Consider the following 23,486-nt stretch of genomic DNA (forward strand, 5'->3'; position numbering starts at 1 on the left):
CTATACAAATTAAACTACACTTTCAACCTTTGGTTGCTTAGTTTGGCATCAGTTCAGATGTAGTTTTGTAATCTGCACATTAAGGTGTGTGATTCCATAGGCAGGCGCGAATTACATGTATTTTTGACTCCAATTTTTGAGGGTTGCTTATGCTTTATAACGGCGATTTGACAACTAACTGTCCTATCCGACAAAAGATCCGTGATTTTTACCGCATCGATGAGAACGCAGTAATTGATCATATTTTACCTTTAGCTGAGGTAGGCGTTACAGCTCGAAGCCGAGCATGGGAACGTGCACGTCAAATGGTATTGAACATTCGTAGAGATCAAGATGGTCAAAACGGTGTAGACGCGCTTTTAAATGAATTCTCTCTTTCTACCGAAGAAGGCGTGGTACTGATGTGTTTGGCCGAAGCTTTACTTCGTGTACCAGACAAAGCAACACAAGAAAGCCTGATCCGCGACAAGCTCGCAAAAGGCGACTGGAGTTCACACTTAGGCAGCAGCGACTCGTTATTTGTTAACGCTTCAAGCTGGGGTCTACTCGTTACCGGTAAAATGGTTAACTATTCAGACAAGAATAAAGAAGAACAATTTGGCGTGCTAAAGCGTACAATTGGTCGTCTTGGTGAGCCAGTTATCCGTAAATCCGTTAACTATGCAATGAAGATCATGGGTAAGCAGTTTGTAATGGGTGAAACCATTCAAGATGCTATCGATCGTGCCGCGGATAAAGAACAAAAAGGCTATGTATATTCGTACGACATGCTAGGTGAAGGCGCACGTACGATGAAAGATGCAGATCGTTACTTCCAAAGCTATATGACCGCTATTCACGCGATCGGTAAAGCTGCGAAAGGCCGTGGCCCAATTAAGAGCCCAGGTATCTCAGTGAAGCTTTCAGCTATTCACCCGCGCTACGAATTCACACATCGCGACCGCGTGATGGACGAGCTTGTACCTAAGCTAAAAGAACTTGCGATTGCTGCGAAAGAATACGATATCGGTTTCACTGTTGATGCGGAAGAAGCGGACCGTTTAGATATCTCACTAGATGTCATCGAAGCGGTATTCTCAGACGATGCGCTTGGCGACTGGAATGGTTTTGGTCTTGCAGTACAAGCATATCAAAAACGTGCCATTTTCGTTGTTGAATGGGTGGCTGAACTTGCTCGTCGCGTAGGCCGCAAACTGATGGTGCGTCTAGTTAAAGGTGCTTACTGGGATACAGAAATCAAAACCACTCAACAAGATGGTCTTGAGCACTTCCCTGTGTTCACTCGTAAAGCAACGACTGACGTTTCTTATAAAGCGTGTGCTATTAAGCTCCTTGAAGCACGCGATGTGCTATTCCCGCAGTTTGCGACGCATAATGCTTATACCGCAGCAACCATTCTAGAAGTGGCCAAAGGCGATAACAAAGGGTTCGAATTCCAACGTTTACACGGTATGGGCGAATCACTTTACGACCAAATCGTTGAAAACGAAGGAATTCAGTGTCGTGTGTATGCGCCAGTTGGTCAGCACGAAGACCTACTTGCTTATCTGGTACGTCGTCTACTTGAAAATGGTGCAAACTCATCATTCGTAAATGCGATTGTGGATACCACTAAGCCTGTTGAGTCACTACTTCCTGATCCTGTAGAAACACTACAAGGCCTACGTAACCGTTACAATACGCAGATTAAGCTACCTATCGAGCTTTATGGCGATGAGCGTCCAAACTCAAAAGGTAAAGACCTAACGGACATCAACGATTTAACACCGTTTAAAGAAAACCTAGACAACTGGTTTAACGAACACCTAATCGATGAAAGCCAAGTACCAGAAGGTCACCTTGCTGTTCGTAACCCTGCGAACCACAAACAAGTGATTGGATCTGTGCCTTTACACGATGAAGCACATATGCAAAGCGTGCTTGCCAATGCTGATGCGGCTTTTGAAAGTTGGTCTCAAACCTCTGTTGAAGAGCGTGCAAACCTACTACGCCGTACTGCTGACATCCTTGAGCGTCACCATGACGAACTCGTTGCTATCTGTATTAAAGAAGCAGGTAAAGTAACCCAAGACAGCATCGATGAAGTACGTGAAGCCGTTGACTTCTGTCGCTACTATGCAGCACGTGCAGAAGAGCTTTCTAAAGATGAGCGCTTTGAAGCTCGTGGCGTGATTTTATGTATCAGCCCGTGGAACTTCCCGCTTGCGATCTTCTTAGGTCAGGTAGCTGCTGCTATCGTGACGGGTAATACCGTTATTGCAAAGCCAGCTGAACAAACCAGTATGATTGCACTGCGTTGTATCGAACTAATGCATACTGTTGGTTTACCAGAGCACGTAGTACAACCGGTTATCGCACGCGGTAGCGAAGTGGGTAAACACATCGTGCCTGACGAGCGTATCCAAGCGGTTATGTTCACAGGTTCAACAGAGACAGGTACGCTTATCTCGCAAATTCTTGCCGAGCGTAACGATATTCAGGTTCCTCTGATCGCAGAAACTGGTGGTCAAAACTGTATGATCGTTGACTCAACAGCATTACCAGAGCAAGTGGTTGACGATGTTATTTCATCAGGTTTCCAAAGTGCCGGTCAACGCTGTTCAGCACTTCGTGTGTTGTTCTTACAAGAAGATGTTGCTGATGGTATCATTGAAATGATCCAAGGCGCGCTTAAAGAGCTACATATCGGCGACCCATCGCTACTATCTACAGACGTAGGCCCAGTAATCGACGAAAAAGCGCTGACCACTTTGACTAAGCACGTTGATTACATGAAGTCGAACGGCAAGCTACTATTCGAAGCTAAGATCCCTGATAACAGTGAGAACGGCGCTTACTTCTTCGCTCCGCGCCTATATGAGATTTCTGATCTATCCGTGCTTAAGCGTGAAGTATTCGGTCCGGTAGTCCACGTTATACGCTTCAAAGCAGATCAACTTGATAATGTGATCGATCAAATCAATGGTACAGGCTACGGTCTAACGATGGGTGTTCATTCACGTATCGAAGAGCGCTGCGAATACCTAGCTAAGATGTCGCGTGCGGGTAACGTATACGTGAACCGTAACATGATTGGTGCGATCGTTGGTGTTCAGCCATTTGGTGGTCGTGGCCTATCTGGTACAGGTCCAAAAGCAGGTGGTCCAAACTACCTACTTCGCCTTGTGAAAGAAAAAGCGTCACCAGACAACGTACAAATGACAGATCTGACGCCTGATGAGCTAGAGATCCACCACTTCCCAGGTGCCGTTGAGCAAGTTGAAAAACTGATGCAAAACTCTAAGCGTGATGAGAAGATCTGGCGTCGTACTGCGCTTAATGACCGTGTTTCGGCAGTGCGTCAGCTACTTGCAAAAGTGGCAACAGTTGACATCATTGATGAGCTGGCGGATGATTTGTCATTAACGCTTTCTGATGCGCGTGCTCAGCTAAACCGCTTAGAAAAGCGTATGCGTACTTACACAACGCTACCAGGACCAACTGGTGAATCGAACACGCTGCACTTAGAAGCGCGTGGTTGTGTAGTGGTATATGCCGATAAGAGTACTTCGTTCAACTTCTGGGCGATTTCAATTATCACAGCACTTGCTGCAGGTAACACAGTGATCACGGTAGCCTCTGACTTATTCTATGAAGAAGCATTGGCGTTTAGAGATAAGTTTATCTCAACTGGCGTTGCTGAAGGCGTATTCCAAGTAGCGAAGCAAAACCAGCTACAAGCGATTTTGGCACACCCTCACCTTGCAGGTGCTGTTGTGGCTGCGCGCTCTTCACGCCTTGGTTACTTCTCACAGCAACTTGCAGAGCGTAAAGGTGCTATCCTGCCTGTGATCAGTGCAGAGTACTACGATACGCTTATCAATCGTCTTGTGACTGAGAAAACCATCAGTATCGACACCACAGCTTCTGGTGGTAACACTTCACTGATGACGCTTGTTGAAGACGAAGAGTAAGAGAATATAAGTCGCTATGCTAGACATAGCGATTTTATTGAACGAAGCCAGCGTAAGCTGGCTTTAATTTTTTACGCAGCGCTTGATGTCCTTAATCCCACAATGACATTAACAATGTCCATTAAATAAACATCTTCAACCAAAGCAATCACATCATTCCATTTAGGGTTGTATTCGTTATTCTCCCAGCGCCTTAATGTTCGCTCCTCTATACCATAGCTTGCGGCTGATTCAGCTTGAGTAAAACCACGACTTTTACGTGCAAATCTAAGTATGGCCGCACCAAGCGGCGCGCGTTCAGAAATTAAAGGTTGGCTCATTAACATCACACTCATTCCTTAAAAAATTGCGCAAATATATGACGTTTAGAAAAATCACTTATTTACGCACTCACTGACTAAATGCATTCACTGCGTAATTTAATTAAGATGATAGATCTATTTTTTACGCACCACAACGAAAAAATGGATCTTTTTTGCGTCAAAAATGATTTTACTTCGCAAAAAATAGCCCATATAATGACGCACACGTATCATTATTTAAGAGGCAACGCATGGAACAAAGTCTCATGAGCCTAGCGGAGCGCGTAGAATATGCGATCAAGCCAGACAGTATTAGAGCTTTTGCGTTAAAAATTGATGTATCTGAAGGGACGCTGCGCAGAATATTAAAAGGGGAAGACCCAAAACTCAGTGTGATTGAACGCATTGCCAAACAGGCCAACGTAGATTTGATGTGGCTCGTTACAGGGATCCCACTTGATTGCAAAACCGAATCACCAATCATCCAGCAAAGTATTACCTTGGAAGACTTCAATGAGGACTTTGTTGTTGTGCCTGGCTACCATGTGTCTGTCAGCACGGGTTATGGTGCATTTAACCAAAGTGCCGAGGTTGCACGCTACCTTGCATTTAGAAAAAAGTGGATTGAATTTAAAAATCTAGATAAGTCACAGCTGGTCGTGGTGTTTGCCAAAGGCGACTCTATGGAACCCACTATTCACAATAACAATACAATTTTAGTGGATTTATCGGATAAAAAGTTAAGCGAAGGCCTGATCTATGTTGTCCGCCTTGGTGAAGAGCTTTATGCCAAGCGCTTACAACAAAACTTCGATGGCTCAGTACGCTTGATTAGCGATAATAAAGAATACCGGGAACAAGTTGTGATGCCGAATGAATTGGAGCAGCTGGAAATTCTCGGTAAAGTGGTATGGATTGGTAAAGATCTAATTTAATAACGATGCTAAATCTTGAATACTTATTCTCATTTTTAATCGCCAGCGCGGTAATTGCTGTGGCACCGGGTCCATCCAATGCGTTTTTAATGGCGCAGACCTTTACTAATGGCCGCGTAGCTGGCATGCAAAGCGCATTAGGCTTTGCGCTCGGAGGGGTGATCCACACACTCTTTGCCGTTGTTGGCTTATCGGCACTCCTAAAAGCTTCAGAGACCGCCTATACCGCAGTGCAATATCTTGGCGCGGCTTACTTGGCATACCTAGGTGTGATGACTATCAAAGCGACGCTTGGGAAGGGGCAAATAGCTTGCGAGGAAAAACCACACGTGAGCACCAAAAAGCCTAAAAACGTGATGTTCCAAGCAATGATGACGGAAGTCTTAAATCCCAAAGTCGCCCTGTTTTTTATTGCTTTTATTCCTCAGTTTGTCGATAGTAGCTTGGCGACCTCGACAACGATGCAACTGGCCATGTTTGGCTTACTTTATCCTATTTTAGCTTTTCCCATCGACTGCATGTATATCTACGGTGGTGATAAAATCGCAGGCTATTTTAGGCAGCATCCCGCAGCACCGGTGTGGATTGATCGTATTTCAGGCTTAATTTTTATCGCATTGGCAATCAATTTATTACTCTAAACGGTTACTCTAAACAGTCACGCAAAATAGGAGCAGTACACATGCAAAAACGTTCACAGCCACTGCCAGCTAAAAAGCATATTGCTTTGGTTGCACACGATGGCATGAAACCAGCCCTACTTGAGTGGTGTCAGACTCATTTAGATAGCCTAAAACAGCACAAACTTTACGCCACGGGCACAACGGGTAACCTAGTAGAAAAGCATACTGGTTTAGAGGTCACTAAGCTGTTTAGTGGCCCAATGGGTGGCGACCAGCAAATTGGTGCCAAAATCGCGGAGCAAGATGTTCATGTCTTGATTTTCTTTTGGGATCCGCTTGCGTCACAGCCTCACGATCCGGATGTAAAAGCACTGTTGAGACTCGCTGCTGTTTGGAATATTCCCGTCGCCTGTAATGAAGCGACAGCAGATTTACTGATGGCGTGCGATAAAATGAGTCAGCCAATCGCCAGACATTTACCTGATTATGAGCAGTACCTTGCTAGTCGCTTAGATTGATAAATAGAAGCGGCTTGTGACCGCTTCTTTGATTTTGACTTCGATTACTTAAATATTTTATCCGCCCACTTAGTCAAGCCTGCAGTAACACTACCAAAGTTATCCCCGTTCACCATTTCAATATCACCAATTTGCTGTGCAAGCGTTGCCTTGAGTAACGGTGATTGCGCGCTACCGCCAGTCAGATAAATTACATCGGGTTTTGATCCCGCTTGATGAATGGCTTCTTTCGCAAGCATGCCCATCTGTTCTAAGTTCGACATGACCGACTCGGCAAAATCTTGCTGCGTAAATTCAGAGGTTAACTGTGGCTCAATAAAGCCAAGATCGGCATTAAACTTTGCTTGCTCAGAGAGTGCTATCTTACCAAGTTCACCTTCACGAACCACTTGATGGGTAAGTTTGTTCTGTTGAATATGAAGTAAACGCGCCAGCTTTTGCGGCTCGGCGACATCTCGCAGCATGCTTTGCAATTCTCGCGCTAATTTATCGCTGTAGAAGTCTAGTTGAGACTGAATATCATTGATTTTACATGCCTGCCAATACAGTTGACTAGGCATCGGCAAACCAGAACTCATATTAGAGCCTAGACCACATAACGGCATTAATTGGTGATAAGTAAGCGCAATATCTAAGTCGTTACCGCCGATACGTTTACCCGTATGCGCTAAAAAGTCTTGCTGGCGCTCTGTGTTATTGCGATAGCTTGGCCCCATTCGGACAAACGAACAATCGCTAGTACCACCGCCGATATCAACTACCAGCACAAGTTTATCTTGCTGAAGACGGCTTTCGTACTCAATCCCCGCTGCGAGTGGTTCGAAGAGAAAATCCACTTCCTTAAACCCAGCTCTTTTTGCAGCGGTGGTCAGAATATTAACCGCTTGTTGATTACTTTCTTCTCCACCAACGGATTGAAAATTAACAGGTCGACCAATCACTGTGTCGGTAATGGACTGTTGCAGCTGCGACTCAGCACGGCGCTTAATCTCCACCATCATCGCCGCTGCAATATCTTCAAAGAAGGCGATTTGTTGAGGTTTAAGCCCCACCGCTCCAAAGAAGGACTTGGGTGATTTTACAAAAAAACCTTCTTCTGGAAATTCGATATACTCAGAAATTGCCGCTTGACCAAAAAAAACGCCCGCTTCATGTGCTTCTAAATCGAGATCGCGCTTAGCTTGCTGCGCTACCGTTAGCAGCCCTTGGCGAGACTGCGTATAGACTGGGTCTGGTTCACTCAGATGACGTTTAACAAATGCAGGAATTAACGCATTGTGCATCGCATACATAGTCGAAGGCAGGTAATATTTATCTTGCTCGAGACGCAGTAAGTCCACTTCACCATTTTGCACAACGCCTATCGCACAATTAGAACTTCCGTAATCAAACCCGACTTTCATTCTCTACCTCAAACTGCTGAAAAGTCGCGAAGTGTATCATGGTTGTCGTTATTGTCAGATGAATTTATCTAGGTTCCTACATCCTTAATTGACTTGTCGTGGAAAGCATAGCGCACACTGTCAGATTGCTTGGCTTGATACATAGCGGAATCTGCCTGTTGGATCCCAGTCTCGACGTCGAGGTTATTAAATAGACTGACACCGATACTAATCCGACAACTTAGCTTATTGCCTTCAAAGAGATATGGTTTATCTACCTTGTTGATTATTTGCTGGCAGATCCCAACCACATGAGATTCAGCTTGAGGCTGTTGTGGAGATAAGTGAGTGATTAAAATCACAAACTCATCACCTCCCCAACGGATCACCACATCATCCTGGCGTACACTTGCACACAAACGCTGGGCAACCGCCTTGAGTAGCTGATCCCCCACATGGTGGCCATGCAAGTCATTTACTTTTTTAAAATCGTCAAGGTCCAAAAACAAGATTGCGCTGTAACTACCAAACTGTTGACCTACACGAAGTTGCTCCGTCAACCCATGCTGGAGAACATGACGATTCGGTAATTCGGTTAATTGGTCATGATACGCCAGCTTCTCGGCTTCAAGATACTCCAACTTACGGTCATTGATATCCCGAGATAACACGATAAAACGTGTTTCTGCATGATTATCGCTTGCAGTCATAACCTTACGAGCGATAGAGACCTCAAACCAACGCTCACCAACAGGTGTAGACAAGTGAATATGGCTACCATGTGAATAGCCGTTAACTTTTGCTTCCTGTAATGCCTGCATCACTATTTTAGCGGCTTGCTCTGGCATCACTTCCGTCACCGTATGGCCAATCAATTGTTCTGCAGGCGCGACTAACAACTCAGGGCGGAGTATTCTGGCATCCCAGTGCCGTCCCTCTTCGTCCAGTTCAAACATCAAGTCCGGCATCGCACTTAATGTCGACGCCAATTCCTCATAGCTCGGTTGCGCCAAAGCTTGAGTGCGGGCCATACGACGCTCCTTAACCATGAGGCGTTGCAACATCCTGTTCCATAATTCTATAAACTTGAACTTTGCAATTTGAAACATGCCAATGAACACAGCTCATCTACGGCTATCGTTATAAAAATAATATACCAATTTTATGAATAATAGCTAATTACCGACTGCATCATAAAAAATATTTTCAAGTCATTGGCTTCGAAGGAGAAAAGCAATTGACGAATGGATAATAATTCCTATAATCGACACGGCAGCGCTTTCCATGATGGAAGGTCACAAGATATATAAGGATGACTATGTCTTTTTTCAAAAAAGCCCTTGGCGCAGTCGGTATCGGTGCAGCAAAAGTAGATACCATCTTTGAGACCCATCACGCCTCCCCTGGCGAAGAAATTTCTGGAACGGTTAAAATCATCGGTGGCAAAGTTGCTCAAGAGATCAACAAAATAGATCTTAACGTAATGTGCAACTACACGATTGAAAAAGAAGACAGTGAAGGTGAAACAACGACCATCACTAAAAACCACACCCTTGCTAAATTTCAAATCAACGAACGATTTACTATCGAACCCGGTGATGAAAAGCACATTCCATTCGCGCTTGACCTCGCTGAAGAAACCCCGCTTACTGTTGGACAATCCAAAACTTGGATCGCTACCAACCTTGATATTGATATGGCGCTTGACAAGTCAGATAGGGACTATTTACATATCGTACCTACCGAGCTACAACAGGCGGCTATCGATGCGATGGAAGCGCTTGGCTTTAAACTTTATGAATCAGACTGTGAAGGTATTGATGAAGTATCATTCTCACGCCTCCCATTCGTACAAGAACTAGAGTTTAAAACGGTCACAGGTGACTTCCATGGTCGCTTTGATGAGGTAGAAGTGGTTTTCTTTAATCGTGGTGAGCAACTCGAAATCATCTTTGAGATTGATCGCAAAGCGCGAGGCTTTAAAGGCTTCTTTGCGAAGGCGCTAGACCTTGATGAGTCAAAAGCCAGATTGTTGATAGATGAAGCAGATTTAGAAGACCTAGAAGATGCTATCTATGACATTCTAGAGGCGAATTGCTAAGGTATATTAACCTTATAGTATTGATAGATTTATATTGATGCTTTGGTGATCGTTGCATTCATACGAATGCAACTTCTATATGAACAAACTCTATTATTATCCCAGTCCACCTAACGCTATGGTTTATGTTAATACAAATGTTAAGGTGTATAGGTAATAACTTTCTAGACTGATTTATTGTTACAATTTAAGCCTCTTTAACATGCCGAGCACGGCACGTTTGAGTTGACTTAAACTCAATAAAACAGCACATTAAAACGAATGGTCAAGGTAGATTAGGTGACAATGAATGTCCAACTTTAGAATTTGGAAACTGGTTAGCCTACTGTGTGTTTTGAGCCTAATGCTGGGCTGCGAATCGAAAGAAGAACGTATCCAGCAAACCATTACACATACACTTCAAGAAGCTTCAACAGCGATAAATACGCTGGGAACCGCCCTTGATAAAAAGCAGGTGAGAAATGCCAACCTTTTGACTGAGTATGGCAAAGTACTTAGTCAGCAAAAACCTCAGCTCAGCGAAATTGCGAAAATTATTTCCCAAGACGCAACAAGCAGTGGAACCTTATATCAGAGTCTATTGACTCGTTATCAGTCCCTCAAGTCCCCCGCTCCAAGTATGAACAGCGACGACATTATCAACCAAGCAGTGTTGTTAAAAGAAGCAGCTTCCATCAGTTTGTTCAATGATGCGCTGACAGATCCAATCAATGTTTTAGCCGATATGTCGGATGGGAAGCTAGCGCGAGTCGGCGCAATCAGTCAGCAAGCGGAACAAACCGCAAATGGTCAGACCGGTGTCGGTAACCAGCTTGTTGGTAATGCCAACTATGGCGAATGGCAGACTAACTCTAACGGCACTAGCTTTTGGATGTGGTACGGCATGTATCGCATGCTTGGCGATATTGTTGGTGATGTTGAATATGGTCGCTGGAGTAAACACCGCAAATACAGTTACTACAGTGACTATGGTCGTCATAGATACACCAGTTATAAAAGCTACAAACGCCAAACTGAACTGGCCAAACGTACTCAACAATCGTATCAACGCCAAGGCAAACAGTTTACCAGTCCCTATGCCAAGAAAAAGTCTGGCGCGTCAGGGTTAAGCCGAAGTAGTAATACCCCATCAGCAGTAACTCGAAGCAGCTACTCTCGAACCTCAAGCTACGGCTCAGTTCGCAATAGCTCAAGTAGAACCTCCCGTGGCGTAAGCCGGGGCAAATAGCGCATATATAGCGGAGTTAACACATGTACCAATTTAACGGATTAACAGCTTGGACTTTTCAAGCATTGCTAATAGATATGGCGGTGATCGTCGCGTTGTTTGTTAGCTTAAAATACATCAAAGGTTGGGTATCCAACCTTCATGCAAACGATGAAATCACAGAAAAAGACAACTTTGCATTTGGCCTCAGTTTTGCTGGTGGTTTAGCAGGTTTGGCCATTGTGATTTCGGGCATTTCAAGTGGTGCTTTTGCCAGTTCTTTGGCTCAAGAAGCGCTACAAATGGCGGGCTATGGTATCGTTGGTATCATCCTTATCAAGCTCGGCCACTTTTTCCAAGACAAAGTCGCGCTACGCAAGGTGAATCTTCATGACGAAATCGTTAAAGGTAATGTCACCTCAGCACTGATTGATTTTGGCCATGTGGTGAGCGTTGCCATTGTGATCCGCTCAGCTTTGCTTTGGGTACTCACAGAGGGCTGGTATGGTTTACCGATTGTGGTTGCGGCCTTCATTATCGGTAATATTTGTATGCTGCTTGTGAGCCAATACCGAGTACAACTATTTAAGCGCACCAACAAAAGTGGCGACTGTTTACAGCAAGCAATCAAAGACAACAATATCGCGGTCGGGATCCGCTACGCGGGCTTTTTAATCGGCTCAGCACTGGCGCTGACTGCGGCGTCTGGTTTAGCGCCGTATGTAGCGGACAACATTAACTCAAGTCTACTGTACTGGAGTATTGCTGCACTGGGTAGCATTGTGCTTTTCATTGTCTTACACCTCATCATGATAAAAATTATTCTGGCGGGTAAAGATATTTCCGATGAAGTGAACAGACAAAAGAATGTTGGTGTTGCTGCAATCTCAGCCGCGCTTTCTTTTGCCATTGGTACGACTATGGCAAGTTTGTTAGGTGCATAACCCTTGAGCGCATCTGCACCACAAACTTCAGCAAGAGTGACCGGCAACTGGTCGTTGTTCGGTCACGACACTCTACTTATTGGCGTCATGGCCATTTTGGCCGGTTGCGGCCTAATCTACGAATATTTACTCTCCCATTATGCTGGCCGCGTTTTAGGCTCTGTAGAAAGCGCGATTTATGCCATGATAGGCACTATGATCGTGGCCATGGGCATTGGCGCATTTTTAGCACGCTGGTTCAAAGATCCTTTTACCGCTTTTGCATGGCTTGAAAGCCTAATCGCGCTACTCGGCATGAGCAGTATTTTGGTGATCGCCAGTGTTATTGCACTTACCTATACCCTGCCCCACACGCTTTCTAGCCTTTACAGCCTGCCTCCAGATAGTGTCTTAGATGGCATGCCATTTGCGCAATTACAAGCATTTGCCCGATTTTTACCTTATGTTTTCGGCCTCATCCTAGGCATTTTAATTGGCATGGAAATTCCGCTGATTGCTAGGATCCGTCAACAAGTGTATGGCCGCTTCCTTGAAAATAACGCGGGTACCATTTACGGTGCAGATTATATCGGTGCAGGTGTTGGTGCTGCTATTTGGGTCACGATTATGCTTGCGCTACCAATAATGCAAGCAGCCGCGTGGACTGCGCTATTTAATATCATTGCAGGACTTATCTTCCTATGGCGTTACCATGCTCATGTCCGTTTCGCTAAACTGCTGTTTGCTTGCCACTTTGTTCTACTTGGTATCTTTTTTGTCATCCTGAGTCATGGCTCTCTTTGGATGAAAGACCTCAGCAACGTGCTTTACAAAGACAAGGTGATCTATTCAGAGTCAACGAAGTATCAACATATTGTCATCACTGAGCGATTGAGCCGCGCACAACCGATGCCAATTAACGATTTATTCTTAAATGGTCGATTACAGTTTTCATCTGTAGATGAACAGATCTATCACACTATGCTCGTCTATCCTGCAATGTTGGCATCCAACCGTCGCGAAAAGGTATTAATCATTGGCGGAGGAGATGGTCTGGCACTTCGAGATGTACTGGAATGGCCTGTTGAAAATGCAACCTTGATCGATTTGGATGGACAACTACTTTCATTATTTGGACTACAAGGGCAGCCCTACCCTGCTAGACCACATATCACTAGTCAATTAACCCGCTTGAATGGCAACGCCTTAAACGATCCAAGAGCAACCGTCATCGTTGCAGATGCATTTTTAGAAGTAGAAAAAATGCTCGACCAAGGTAGACAATTTGACACTATCATTATCGACTTACCCGACCCTAATCACCCTGATTTGAATAAGCTATATAGCGACTACTTTTATAATCATGTGCGTCAATTACTGGCACCCGATGGCGCACTCGCTATTCAGTCAACGTCTCCCTATCACGCCAAAAAAGCGTTTATTAGCATAGCTAAAACGGTAAAACATGCCGGGTTTAAGCATGTTGAGCAGTACCAACAGAATATTCCCTCATTTGGCCAGTGGGGATGGACAATCGCAACGAGAGTAGGACAACCGGCAAGTGCTAGGATCAGGTCGGTCGAGTCTTTACCTGTCCCAAGTAACTGGATAAATAAAGAGTATTTACTCGCGACTTTCGCCTTCCCAAATCGCTTTTTTGATGGAGCAAAAGATATTGAAGTCAACCAGTTAGGAACAGGGAGACTATACGATTATTATCGCCAAGCATGGCAAACAGAAGATGAGTTGTATAAAAATTAGCGCACGGCCATTGACATATTATGTCTTACGTGCAACTCTTAACTCAGACATAATATGTCAAAACAAAAAGGTAAATGAAGATGGAATTAAATGAACTATCAATCAAATTAGCATCATTTGAAACGGAAGGTGCTAACTTCGAATCTTTCTTAATCGCCAATGAAGGCGAGCAAGATGTATTGCAAGTGATTGTTGACGGAAATGACGAATTACCAATTTTTGTGACTCAGACTGAAGAACAACTTGTATGCATTAGTTACCTATTTAAAGAGAATGAGGTAAAGCCTGAGTTGCTAAACGAGTTAAATGAAGCACTATTAAAACTGAATGTGCCGATCCCGCTGAGTGCGTTTGCTAAAATTGATGAGCAGTATGCGATATTTGGTGCTCTAGCCGTTTCCTCCTCAATTGATGAGATCACGCACGAACTGGTCACCCTTGCGGACAATGCAATCGAAGCATTAGATGCAGTGACTGTGTATTTGAATGAGTAATATTGGAGTTGTGAAATGAGTATTTTAAAGAAATTATTTACTGCTGTTCGTGGTGGCGCTAGAGAAGTTGGTGAGTCAATTGTTGACGCAAATGGCATTCGTATTTTTGAGCAAGAAATTGCTGACGCACAAAACGCATTAGCTAAAGCCAAAAAGAGCTTAACAGAAGTAATGGCGAAAGAGATGCAGACAAAACGCAAATTAGCTGCACTTGACGAAAGCATTATCGAACATGAAAACTATGCTGGACAAGCGCTCGAAAAAGGTAACGAAGCGTTAGCGGTAGAAATCGCAGAGAAAATCGGTGAATTTGAAGTTGAGCGCGCAGAGCATCAGCAAGTGCTAGACGGTTTTAGTAAACATGTGATCCTGTTAAAACAGCAGATCAAAGAAGCTGAAAAAACGATTAAAGAAAACCAACGCCAGCTGACAATGGTAAAAACCACAGATAGCGTTCAAAAAGCAACTATGGCAGTAAACAGCACGCTAAATACCAATGCGTCATCTATGGTAAATGCACGTCAGTCGCTTGAGCGTATCAAGCAACGCCAGCAAGATAGGCAAGATCAACTGGCCGCGGCAAAAGAACTTGAAGCCGCTGCAACGGGTGCAGATCTAAAAGCTAAAATGGCAGAAGCGGGAATTGGCTCTACGCAAAAGAGTAATGATATTCTTGAACGTATTAGAGCTAAACAAAGCAACTAATATTTGCTGATTAGAAAAAGGAGGCCTCGCCTCCTTTTTACCCTTTTTGATTATGTAGGTGCATTATGTTTGGCTTTTTTAAATCAAAAAAAACTCCTGAGCGACAACTTACTCATGCAAAAGATCTGCAAGTTGGGGATATGCTCACCATCATCGATTCGTTCGCTTACCCTAGCTGGCTCAAGGGACAAACCCTAAAAGTTGTTGGCGTACAAACTTACCAGTTTGAGCGCAGCGCTGCATATGAATTTGTTCTCGAAAGTGATTCAGGTAACATTACTTTTTTGCAAATTGAACAAAGTGACGGTGAGGAATACGCGAATTTCTCTATCAAAATCCAAAGAGAAGACGTCGATGCTATTTTTACGCTTGATGAATTTGCGCGTATTTTCGATGAAGAAGCACTGACCCACATCGACACCCACGCTACTCCAGAGATTTTCGAGCGATTTTTAGGTAAAAGCTATCAACAAAGTGAAGCGCCCTACGTTTGCTATTTTTACGATAGCGATTATCGCGGTCGCGCCTTGCCACGCTATCAAGATGAAAGTGGCGAAGTATGTGAAGTTATCGAGTTACTTAGTCCTGACGAAAAGTTCGCTATCAATATCGAGATCTGGGATGGGGGAGAAACTGACGTGTCACTAACCATGTGCCGCCCACTGAGCGATATTGTCGACCTATTTCCTGGAGCGAACTCGTGACCACAAGAGAAGATAAGTGGAAACGTCAAGAAGTGGCATTGAGGGCCACACAAATGGCCTTCGATTTAACCACTGAAGTACAAAAAAGCATTAAAAAACAGGCGATAGACGAAGAGCTAACGCCATCCGATATGATCAGAAAGATCCTTGATTTAGAAGTTAAATCGAAGAAAACTCGGCAACGCTTATCCTTCAATCTAACCGATGAAGAAATCGCACTACTGGCGGAACGTTTTGGCGTTGACCCCAACGACAAACGGGCCGTAAAGCAACAGGTCGCCAATATGCTACTCAGTCGCTACTCAGATAAAAGAAACAAGTAAGCAGTAATACCAATCCATTAATTCTCCAACTATTTTAAATAGTTAAAGCTACAACCTAAGAGGGAACGATGACAGAAGCAGAGATTAAGAAAAGTATTGATAAACATAGTGTGAAACCACTTATTTTCGTAGTCATTATGATGTTACTAATAGCATTATTGAATAACTACTTATTGGAAGATGACCCACTATCTCCAAACCTACTCATTTTCGGAGCATTAGCTGCTGGCATACACATCTTAAAAAATGTTCTCTGTGACGTCCTTGTCACAAAATCAGCACAGAATGGCTCTAAATAACCTGAGCTTAAATAACATCATTTCTCTCTAGCAGCCCACTTTAACAATTGTAGCGACGGTTAATCACGCTAGGGCAAATAAAGATAGCTGCTAGAGTCTCATCGCTTTGAGATCATCACTCTACCGCGAGCAGCTCAACTTCAAACACTAATAACGAACCCGGTTCGATTTTACCTGCTGCGCGGTCACCATAGCCTAAGTCCGGACCAATCCAGAAGCGGTATTTATCCCCTTCGCTCATCAACTGCACACCTTCTGTCCAACCCGGGATCACTTGATTAAGTCCAAAGCTGATGGGTTGGTCACGCAGTACCGAGCTGTCGAATACGGAGCCATCAAGTAAAGTGCCATGATAATGTACTTTGACTTTGCTCGTTGCATTTGGCTGTTTGCCACCGTCAGTTTGAGTGATTATTTCGTACTGAAGACCTGAGTCAGTTTTATGTACCTCTGTGCGCTTTTCGTTTTCTTGCAAAAAGTCAGCCGCTTGAATTCGATTAAACTGCGCAAGCTGCTTTTGTTTCTGACCGCCTCGAAAAAACACCACCGCAATCACCAATGCAACAATAACGAGGATAATATTAGTTGTCGTCATGGCTTTCTTCTCCTTTGTCGTCATCGCCGTTTACTACTTTTGCAATACGCTCAAGTTTCGCCATTGCAACTGCATTGATACTGTTTTCAGGATAGCCCTCTTCACTCAGCTCTCCTGCTGGTCTATCCATTAACAAGCTAAGCGCTTCATCCACCGTGGCAACGGCATAGACATGGAATAAGCCTTTTTCAACAGCTGCAATCACTTCATCATCTAACACTAAGTTGACCTTGTTAGATTCAGGGACGATCACCCCTTGCTTACCTGTGAGGCCTCGCATTTTACAGAGTTTAAAGAAGCCTTCGATTTTTTCGTTTACACCACCTATGGCTTGTACTTCACCGTGTTGGTTAATTGAGCCAGTGAGCGCTAATGATTGATCCACGGGGAGTTGCGTCACCGCCGATAGCAGTGCACAAAGCTCTGCAAGTGATGCGCTATCACCGTCAATAAAACCATAATTTTGTTCAATGGCGATATTTGCGCTGAGTGTCAGGCTAAAGTCTTGCGCATACTTATTACCTAGGTAACCCGTAAGCAGCATCACGCCTTTTGAGTGAATTGACTTACCTAAGTCTACCTCACGTTCAACGTCAATCACCCCGTCTGCCCCCGCGTATACCGTAGAGGTAATACGCGCAGGCGTACCAAAAGCGGTGTCACCAATATGCAGTACGGTCAGGCCGTTTACCTTACCAATTGCGGTGCCTTCAGTTGCAATCAAGGTATGCCCTTCTTGAATATCGCTGAGCATGTTTTCGCTTAATTGTCCTGTCCGATATTCTTTCCCAGCTATCGCCTCATCGATGTGATTAGCGGCAATTTGGTTTACGCCATCTTGCTTGGCATAAAAACTGGCTTCTGCCACCAGCTCCAAAACATCAGCAAAGCGCGCCGAAAGCTTACTGTGGTGCTCCGCTTGGCGATAGCTAAATTTAAGCATACGCGCCAGCGCCGCTGAGCTAAGCTCAATCTTCAAGGTATTATTACAGTATTCCATCACCTTAGTGATAAATTGATACTGCATTTTGTCCGAGCTTGGTAAATAGTAATCAAAATCAGCCAGCACTCTAAATAGCTCTGCAAACTCTTCATCGTATTCACCAATGGTGTAATACAGGTCTCGCGACCCCAAAAGAATAATTTTGACATCCAACGGAATTAACTGCGGCTTTAAGGTAAAACTGCTACCCACCGAATTGTCTTGATACGGTAGGTCATTTTTAATTTGGTGGGTTTTTAGCGACAGTTTAAGGCCATCCCACACTTGCGCGTTAGCCATGACCTTCTCAGCATCCATGATCAGATAACCGCCATTGGCGCGGTGCAATGCACCTGCTTGAATAGAGCGATAGCTGGTGATCAAATTACCTTGAGAGGTTGCATATTCCACCTTACCAAAAATATTACCAAAGGTCGGGTTTGGCTCGTACACCACAGGCGCAGGGTCGTCTTCTTTAAACTCAACCAGAATATTGGGCGCAAAAAAGTCCGTGAGCATTCCTTTAGAGTCAAAATCATCTTTGTTTTCGTCGCTGTTGCTACTATCGTCGTCTAGCCAATCTAATACCGCATCGACAATTTCAACCTTAAGATCTTTAAGATAACGCAGCACGCCAATGTGTGCGGCATACTTATGCTCAAGTGCTTTTAATAGCGGTTTGGTCGCCACTTCGATGGTGGTTTTTTTAAGATTACGCAAGCGCTCAGAAGATTCACGCTTCCACCTTGGCAGCTCAATAAGCGACTCAATTAGGGCATCTTCTAATGTTTCAATTGCCGTTAAAAAGTGTGCCTGAACATGCTCATCCAGTGCCGAAAACTCCGTATCACTGAGCTGCTTACCATCGACCACAGGAGCAAAGCCAACAGTCCCCGTATCTTCTATCAGTGCAACGCTCATATTCATAGCTTGCTGCTCAACAGCGGTGATCGCAGCATCGTATTTTTGTTCAAATTCTTTATCTAGCGACTTTTTCTTGCGTTGATAACCCGGATTGTCAAAAGCTGCAGGAAAAGTATCTAAGATCTCATCGATAAAGGCGTCAATATCAGCCTCAAGCTGCTTACTTTCACCCGCCTGCATAAATAGCGCGATGGGCTCTCGGTGATCGTCGTAGTTGTTGACGTACAACCATTCTTTAGGCGTTGGCTTAGTTTTACTGTGTGCCTCAAGCTTGTCTTTTACCATGGTAAAACGACCTAGCGCCGCTTCTCCCATGACATACACATTATAACCGGGTAGCTCCATTCCCAAGGCAAAGTCTAGCGCGGTTTGAGCGCGCTGCTGGCCAATAAACGGTAGCGCTTCTGGGTAAGGGTTTTGGATACAATTTTCTATGTGAGTCAACGAAACTGATGGCGCGAGCTGGCTCGCAGGCAGTGCTTTTTCAGACGACAATTTAGATTTGGTCATTCTAACTTCTTTGTATTATTCGCATACGTTAGCCTACTCAGCTTGGTGCTTCCAAGCTGAGCGCCCACACTTTAGGGCGCTAATGCTTTTCTAGTATATTCCCCATGCCCGCACTCGCTGCAAGCTGGGATCTTGATGGCATAATAAACATCTAATTTATAGCCACAATTCTTACACACTAATTGTCCCAAAGCTATCCATTCACCTTCTTTATAAATGCCTTGGTGTTCAAAATCTTTTAAAAGTGCGGACCACTCAAGTTGAGTTCTATCTTCTAATTGGGATATTTCAAATAAGATGTTAGCTTTGAGCTCGCTCCAAGCCGCTTCATCATAGAAGGATTTGTTTTCGAGAAGATGCTCCAAGTCACGTTTTAGATAGTAACTATAATCATCATAGGTTTGTTTGGTGTAGTCTTTCAGTGCACTCTGCACTTCCCAGAATCGCTTAGATAAATCGTCAATTTCATGTTCTTTGACGTCTTTGAGCCAATCGGAAAATTGATCCAGCCATTTTTGATAATCTGCCATTGCTACACTCCTGTTTCGCCAATAGATTAAGTGTAGACCAGATATACCATTCATTGTATTAGGGTTTGCTGAACTTGGTACTCAGCAACCCCATTTGGCTTCAGGTTATGAAGCCAAAAGTTAGCTTAGAAACGATACTTCACACCAACGGTTGCCGTCGTGCCAAGGCCTTTAATGTTATAGCCACCGTACGTATAGGCTTGTGCGCGAGCGGGGTAGTAGTCTGAGTTAAATAAGTTTTCAATACCAACAAAAGCTTGCCAGCTTTGGCCGAATTGATATTGACCACTAAAGTTAACCACGTTATAGCTGTCAATTGGACCTTGATCTCCAACATAGTTGCCTTTATCGTTCCGCTCAAAGCGTTTACGGTCGCCGACATGTAACCAGCTTAACGTCATCGATAGCGCATCAACTGGCTGCCAGTTTAGGTTTGCCGTAAGCTTTGGTGGGCTAATTTGCCTAGAGCCAAGATAAGTATCCGCTTTGGTATCTTTACCCTCTACATAGCTATACGTCGCAATGAGCTTTAGCGTGTCGTTGATCTTATAATCGACAAGTGCCTCATAACCCCATATTTTTTGTGGTGCTCGAACAGGCTCATAAACTCCGGTTACTTCATTGAATTTATTCGTTGTGCCAAACTCAGATGTACTTCTATATGCCGCAAATTCAAATCGTAACGTCTCAAATTGAGAGTTAAAACCGATTTCGTAGTTATCAACAATCGATGCTTCTGTTTGAATTTGACCAATGTCTTCTACCGTTGCACTGCGCAGCAGACGGCCAATATCGGAGATATCAGACCCCTGCGAATAACTGGCGAATGGGCTGAACTTTTCATTCGCGTTATATTTAATACCCACATTGTAAGTCGTGGCGTCATAGTCAATGGTGTCACCTTTCACGTTGAGTGGCACAGAGCACTGATCCGCTGAACGGCAAAGTTTTAGTGTTTGGTAATCTGCTACTGCAAGATCAATACTTTCTTGTCTCACTCCCGCTTTTAACACTAGGTCATCCGCAACAATCCACTTGGTCTGTAGGTAACCTGCGATGCTTTCCATGTCCATTTCTGGTACCCAAATACGACCATCGACAAGTGGCTGTGAGGTCACATCGTTCAACGCATCAATACCATAAATGAAGGTAGCTTGGACATTGTCAAAATCAACCAAGGTATTAAATGTCGCACGCGCGCCCTTTTTTTCTGAGCGGATGATAGATTGACCGCCACTGTACCCTTCATCAGGGTTTGCTAAGCTTGGAGAGAAGAAGAACACGTTCTCAATGTCTTGCATATACGCATCTAGCGTCATTTGTGTATTAGCAAAAACTTCTATATCGGTGTATTTCAACGTAATGTTTTCATTACCTTCTGGCCCTTGTGGCTTACCTTGTTTTTGCTGAGCTGGTGGCACGTGAATAGCGTAAGATTTTTCACCTAAATTGATGTTGCCAAACACATCACCTAGGTCCGTTTTTTGTTGTGAACTGTAGAAGTTGTAGCTAAATTGCAGTTGCTTGTCTTCATCAAAGTCATAGCCAAGCTTAGTAAAGTAGTTTTCTGTCACGGTATCCGACAGACCATACTGTAAACCTAGAATGTCGCCTTCAGCATCACGCTGAACACCGTTTTCTTCATAGCTTGCCGTGACTAAATAACTAAACTGGTCAACACGGCCATTAATCGCGCCCGCAATTCGAGCACCCGCACTCTCTGCAAGCTTTACTGCGCTAAAACGGCTAGATAGGCTAATTTCACCTTCTGGTTTGCCATCGCTTTTGGCCTGCTTGGTGATGTAGTTAATGATCCCGCCTGAAGCACCATTACCATAAATTGAGGTTGCTCCTTTGATCACTTCTATACGCGCGATGGCACTTGGATCGAGTGTTTTTACACCCAAAGAACCATTTCGCAGTGGTGTAGACTGAGGTACTCCATCAATCATCACCAGTGGCGCACGTCCACGCAATGATTGCCCTGTATTACTTGAACTACCCGTATCCGGAGCAAGACCAGGAACGATTTGAGATAACAAACTTTGTAGTTCTGGATTTACTTTTAAATGCTCTTCGATTTGTTTTTGATTAATAATCGTAATAGAGGCGGGCACTTCATCAATGCTTTCAAAAACACGACTGCCCGAGACCACGATATGCTCCATATCTGCAGCTTGAAGATCTTTAACATTGGTATCGTCTGCAATGGCTGCTGCGCTAACAGCCAACGCTACCATACTGAGAGTAGTTTTTAACATGGTTATCCTTGCTGGATTTAGAATAATAATGATGTAAAAAGCGGCAATATAATATTGCCAAACCTCAGTAAAAACAAGGCAAATGTGAATAGTTTGCATTACCTTTTACTAAAAAATCATTCTACTCTGCACCATTTTTTGCAATTATATCTACATAACAGCAACTTAGAGTGAAGTTAATTACCTCTTCCTACGATGACGTTGTAACCAAAAATACAGGCCGGATACCGTGAACAAGGTCGGAGCTAAGGCAAGCATTAACCAGACAAATTGCAAGATGGGACCGGCAAAATCACCAATATGAAACTTGTACTTAAAGTTCCAGACTTGCGTAGCGACTCCCGCTTTTGATGCATCATATTGCGCCACCACCTCACTGTTATAGGGATTTACCCAAACCCAGCTATAGGCGTGACTTTCGCCTGGGTTTTGAACTCTATAAGCGACGCTGTCCGACGCTTTGTCAGGCATATAAATACGGAACAGCTGACTGTCTGGGAAGGTAGATTTCGCGCGCTTTGTAGCGCTATTTAAATCATAGGGTAAGCCGTGAAAATTAACCGCAATAGTGGGCGGTTTTGGCCTTGCTTCGACCTCTCCAAAGCTCAACCACTCAACCACAGCCTTAGTTTGCGGCTGCCAGTTAAACGCTATACCACTGAAGGCAATGAGCAGTATAGGTAAAAGCAAATATACACCCAATACGGTGTGTAACTGATAAAGCAGGATCCTTAGCTTAGCTTTTGGTTTTATCACTAGCCGTTTCAAGCGATTTTTAGGCTTTACCCAAAGATAAAAGCCCAACACTAACTCAATAATGAGTACAAGTGCACAAATAGATACCCAATTTCTAAGCGGCTTTTTGTTGTCAGCATCTTCAAACAACAACCAACGGTGTAGCGCCATCGTAAAGCCGTATAGCGTAGAGTAATACTCGTAGCGATGAAGGATCTTGCCACTGTAGGGATTAACGCTAACATAATCACCGCTAGACAACTTCAGTTGCCATGCCAAATCCGGTTGCTGCTCAGGCATAAACAGTGAAACTTTTTCAGCGGTTGTAGATTCAACTGAGGTGACTATTTGCTCTACCCCAAGAGGCTCAGACTGCGGCTCAACTCGCCACAACTGAGGCTGAGTAAGATATTGAATGTCTTTGGCATAAATAAGCAGCGCCCCAGTTAAGCTTAAGCAAATAATAAATGCACCAGACACTAGCGCCATTACTAGGTGAGTACGGCGTAACCACAATTTTATCAAGGGAATTCTCAAACTTCTTTCGATATTTAGCAATAGTAAGTGATAATAACTCTTACTTGCAACAGCACAAAATTTACCCTTATACCGCAGCTTGTCTTCGCGTAATTTATCTCCACTTCGACACGACCTTTAGTCCGCAGCAATCGACTAAAATAATTCCACTTTAGGTGCTGTGATTGCAGGCCAATTTCGGG

The 23,486-nt window shown here is 44.1% G+C and carries 21 protein-coding genes; 13 read left to right on the forward strand and 8 right to left on the reverse strand.

Annotated features, from left to right (window positions below; translation table 11 throughout):
- The first annotated feature begins 149 nt into the window (after positions 1–149).
- A complete protein-coding gene (gene putA, locus JJQ94_RS19115) occupies positions 150–3,953 on the forward strand; it encodes a bifunctional proline dehydrogenase/L-glutamate gamma-semialdehyde dehydrogenase PutA (RefSeq protein ID WP_099030185.1) in 3,804 nt (1,267 codons plus the stop codon).
- A gap of 71 nt (positions 3,954–4,024) precedes the next feature.
- Here the strand turns inward: putA and JJQ94_RS19120 are convergent, their stop codons facing one another.
- On the reverse strand, positions 4,025–4,279 hold the full coding sequence (locus JJQ94_RS19120) for a helix-turn-helix domain-containing protein (protein ID WP_010371972.1): 255 nt from the start codon (positions 4,277–4,279) through the stop codon (positions 4,025–4,027).
- 227 nt (positions 4,280–4,506) lie between these two features.
- On the opposite strand from JJQ94_RS19120, the gene JJQ94_RS19125 reads away from it, so the two are divergent.
- The 3 genes from JJQ94_RS19125 to JJQ94_RS19135 are packed head-to-tail and all read left to right on the forward strand — an operon-like array spanning position 4,507 to position 6,331.
- On the forward strand, positions 4,507–5,190 hold the full coding sequence (locus JJQ94_RS19125; protein ID WP_010371973.1) for an XRE family transcriptional regulator: 684 nt from the start codon (positions 4,507–4,509) through the stop codon (positions 5,188–5,190).
- Between the two features lie 5 nt (positions 5,191–5,195).
- Positions 5,196–5,831, forward strand: a complete 636-nt coding sequence (locus tag JJQ94_RS19130; RefSeq protein WP_099030184.1) for a LysE family translocator — start codon at positions 5,196–5,198, stop codon at positions 5,829–5,831.
- 41 nt (positions 5,832–5,872) lie between these two features.
- Entirely contained in the window at positions 5,873–6,331 is a 459-nt protein-coding gene (locus tag JJQ94_RS19135; protein ID WP_099030183.1) for a methylglyoxal synthase, read from the forward strand.
- A gap of 44 nt (positions 6,332–6,375) precedes the next feature.
- Here the strand turns inward: JJQ94_RS19135 and yegD are convergent, their stop codons facing one another.
- Together yegD and JJQ94_RS19145 are read right to left on the reverse strand one after the other, a co-directional pair.
- Positions 6,376–7,734 carry a molecular chaperone gene (gene yegD / locus JJQ94_RS19140; protein ID WP_099030182.1) on the reverse strand — a complete coding sequence of 453 codons (1,359 nt, stop codon included), beginning with the start codon at positions 7,732–7,734 and terminating at the stop codon, positions 6,376–6,378.
- Between the two features lie 68 nt (positions 7,735–7,802).
- Positions 7,803–8,744: a sensor domain-containing diguanylate cyclase gene (locus tag JJQ94_RS19145; RefSeq protein ID WP_236596522.1), complete on the reverse strand. Its 942-nt coding sequence runs from the start codon at positions 8,742–8,744 to the stop codon at positions 7,803–7,805.
- 287 nt (positions 8,745–9,031) lie between these two features.
- Here JJQ94_RS19145 and JJQ94_RS19150 point away from each other — a divergent pair, with 287 nt between their 5' ends.
- The 9 genes from JJQ94_RS19150 (at position 9,032) to JJQ94_RS19190 (ending at position 16,230) form a co-directional block, all read left to right on the forward strand.
- The gene (locus tag JJQ94_RS19150; RefSeq protein WP_099030180.1) at positions 9,032–9,814 is read left to right on the forward strand and encodes a sporulation protein; all 783 of its coding nucleotides are present in this window, start codon (positions 9,032–9,034) and stop codon (positions 9,812–9,814) included.
- Positions 9,815–10,103: 289 nt separating this feature from the next.
- A complete protein-coding gene (locus JJQ94_RS19155) occupies positions 10,104–11,042 on the forward strand; it encodes a hypothetical protein (RefSeq protein WP_099030179.1) in 939 nt (312 codons plus the stop codon).
- Between the two features lie 23 nt (positions 11,043–11,065).
- Entirely contained in the window at positions 11,066–11,965 is a 900-nt protein-coding gene (locus JJQ94_RS19160) for a DUF350 domain-containing protein (RefSeq protein WP_010371990.1), read from the forward strand.
- A gap of 87 nt (positions 11,966–12,052) precedes the next feature.
- Positions 12,053–13,705, forward strand: a complete 1,653-nt coding sequence (locus tag JJQ94_RS19165) for a polyamine aminopropyltransferase (RefSeq protein ID WP_236596634.1) — start codon at positions 12,053–12,055, stop codon at positions 13,703–13,705.
- A gap of 80 nt (positions 13,706–13,785) precedes the next feature.
- Complete coding sequence (locus JJQ94_RS19170; RefSeq protein WP_010371994.1) at positions 13,786–14,199, forward strand: DUF2170 family protein; 414 nt, start codon at positions 13,786–13,788, stop codon at positions 14,197–14,199.
- Positions 14,200–14,214: 15 nt separating this feature from the next.
- Positions 14,215–14,904 carry a PspA/IM30 family protein gene (locus JJQ94_RS19175; protein WP_010371996.1) on the forward strand — a complete coding sequence of 230 codons (690 nt, stop codon included), beginning with the start codon at positions 14,215–14,217 and terminating at the stop codon, positions 14,902–14,904.
- Positions 14,905–14,969: 65 nt separating this feature from the next.
- Positions 14,970–15,608, forward strand: coding sequence for a DUF4178 domain-containing protein (locus tag JJQ94_RS19180; protein WP_010606163.1), 639 nt, complete (start codon positions 14,970–14,972; stop codon positions 15,606–15,608).
- Positions 15,609–15,661: 53 nt separating this feature from the next.
- On the forward strand, positions 15,662–15,931 hold the full coding sequence (locus JJQ94_RS19185) for a hypothetical protein (protein ID WP_223193687.1): 270 nt from the start codon (positions 15,662–15,664) through the stop codon (positions 15,929–15,931).
- A 68-nt stretch (positions 15,932–15,999) separates the two neighbouring features.
- Positions 16,000–16,230, forward strand: coding sequence for a hypothetical protein (locus JJQ94_RS19190; protein ID WP_099030177.1), 231 nt, complete (start codon positions 16,000–16,002; stop codon positions 16,228–16,230).
- Between the two features lie 115 nt (positions 16,231–16,345).
- Here the strand turns inward: JJQ94_RS19190 and JJQ94_RS19195 are convergent, their stop codons facing one another.
- The 5 genes from JJQ94_RS19195 to JJQ94_RS19215 all read right to left on the reverse strand — a co-directional run bounded on the left by JJQ94_RS19195 (position 16,346) and on the right by JJQ94_RS19215 (position 23,256).
- Positions 16,346–16,825: an FKBP-type peptidyl-prolyl cis-trans isomerase gene (locus JJQ94_RS19195; protein ID WP_099030176.1), complete on the reverse strand. Its 480-nt coding sequence runs from the start codon at positions 16,823–16,825 to the stop codon at positions 16,346–16,348.
- A complete protein-coding gene (locus JJQ94_RS19200) occupies positions 16,812–19,241 on the reverse strand; it encodes a Lon protease family protein (RefSeq protein ID WP_099030175.1) in 2,430 nt (809 codons plus the stop codon). Before JJQ94_RS19200 ends, JJQ94_RS19195 begins: the two co-directional genes overlap by 14 nt.
- 71 nt (positions 19,242–19,312) lie before the next feature.
- Positions 19,313–19,771, reverse strand: a complete 459-nt coding sequence (locus tag JJQ94_RS19205) for a zinc ribbon-containing protein (protein WP_099030174.1) — start codon at positions 19,769–19,771, stop codon at positions 19,313–19,315.
- Between the two features lie 125 nt (positions 19,772–19,896).
- Positions 19,897–22,032: a TonB-dependent receptor gene (locus JJQ94_RS19210; protein ID WP_099030173.1), complete on the reverse strand. Its 2,136-nt coding sequence runs from the start codon at positions 22,030–22,032 to the stop codon at positions 19,897–19,899.
- 180 nt (positions 22,033–22,212) lie between these two features.
- Positions 22,213–23,256 (reverse strand): PepSY-associated TM helix domain-containing protein, encoded by a 1,044-nt coding sequence (locus JJQ94_RS19215; protein ID WP_236596635.1) that lies wholly within the window; start codon positions 23,254–23,256, stop codon positions 22,213–22,215.
- Positions 23,257–23,486 lie beyond the last annotated feature (230 nt).

It is taken from the genome of Pseudoalteromonas sp. GCY (assembly GCF_016695175.1).
In the GTDB taxonomy this organism is placed as follows: Bacteria; Pseudomonadota; Gammaproteobacteria; order Enterobacterales; family Alteromonadaceae; genus Pseudoalteromonas.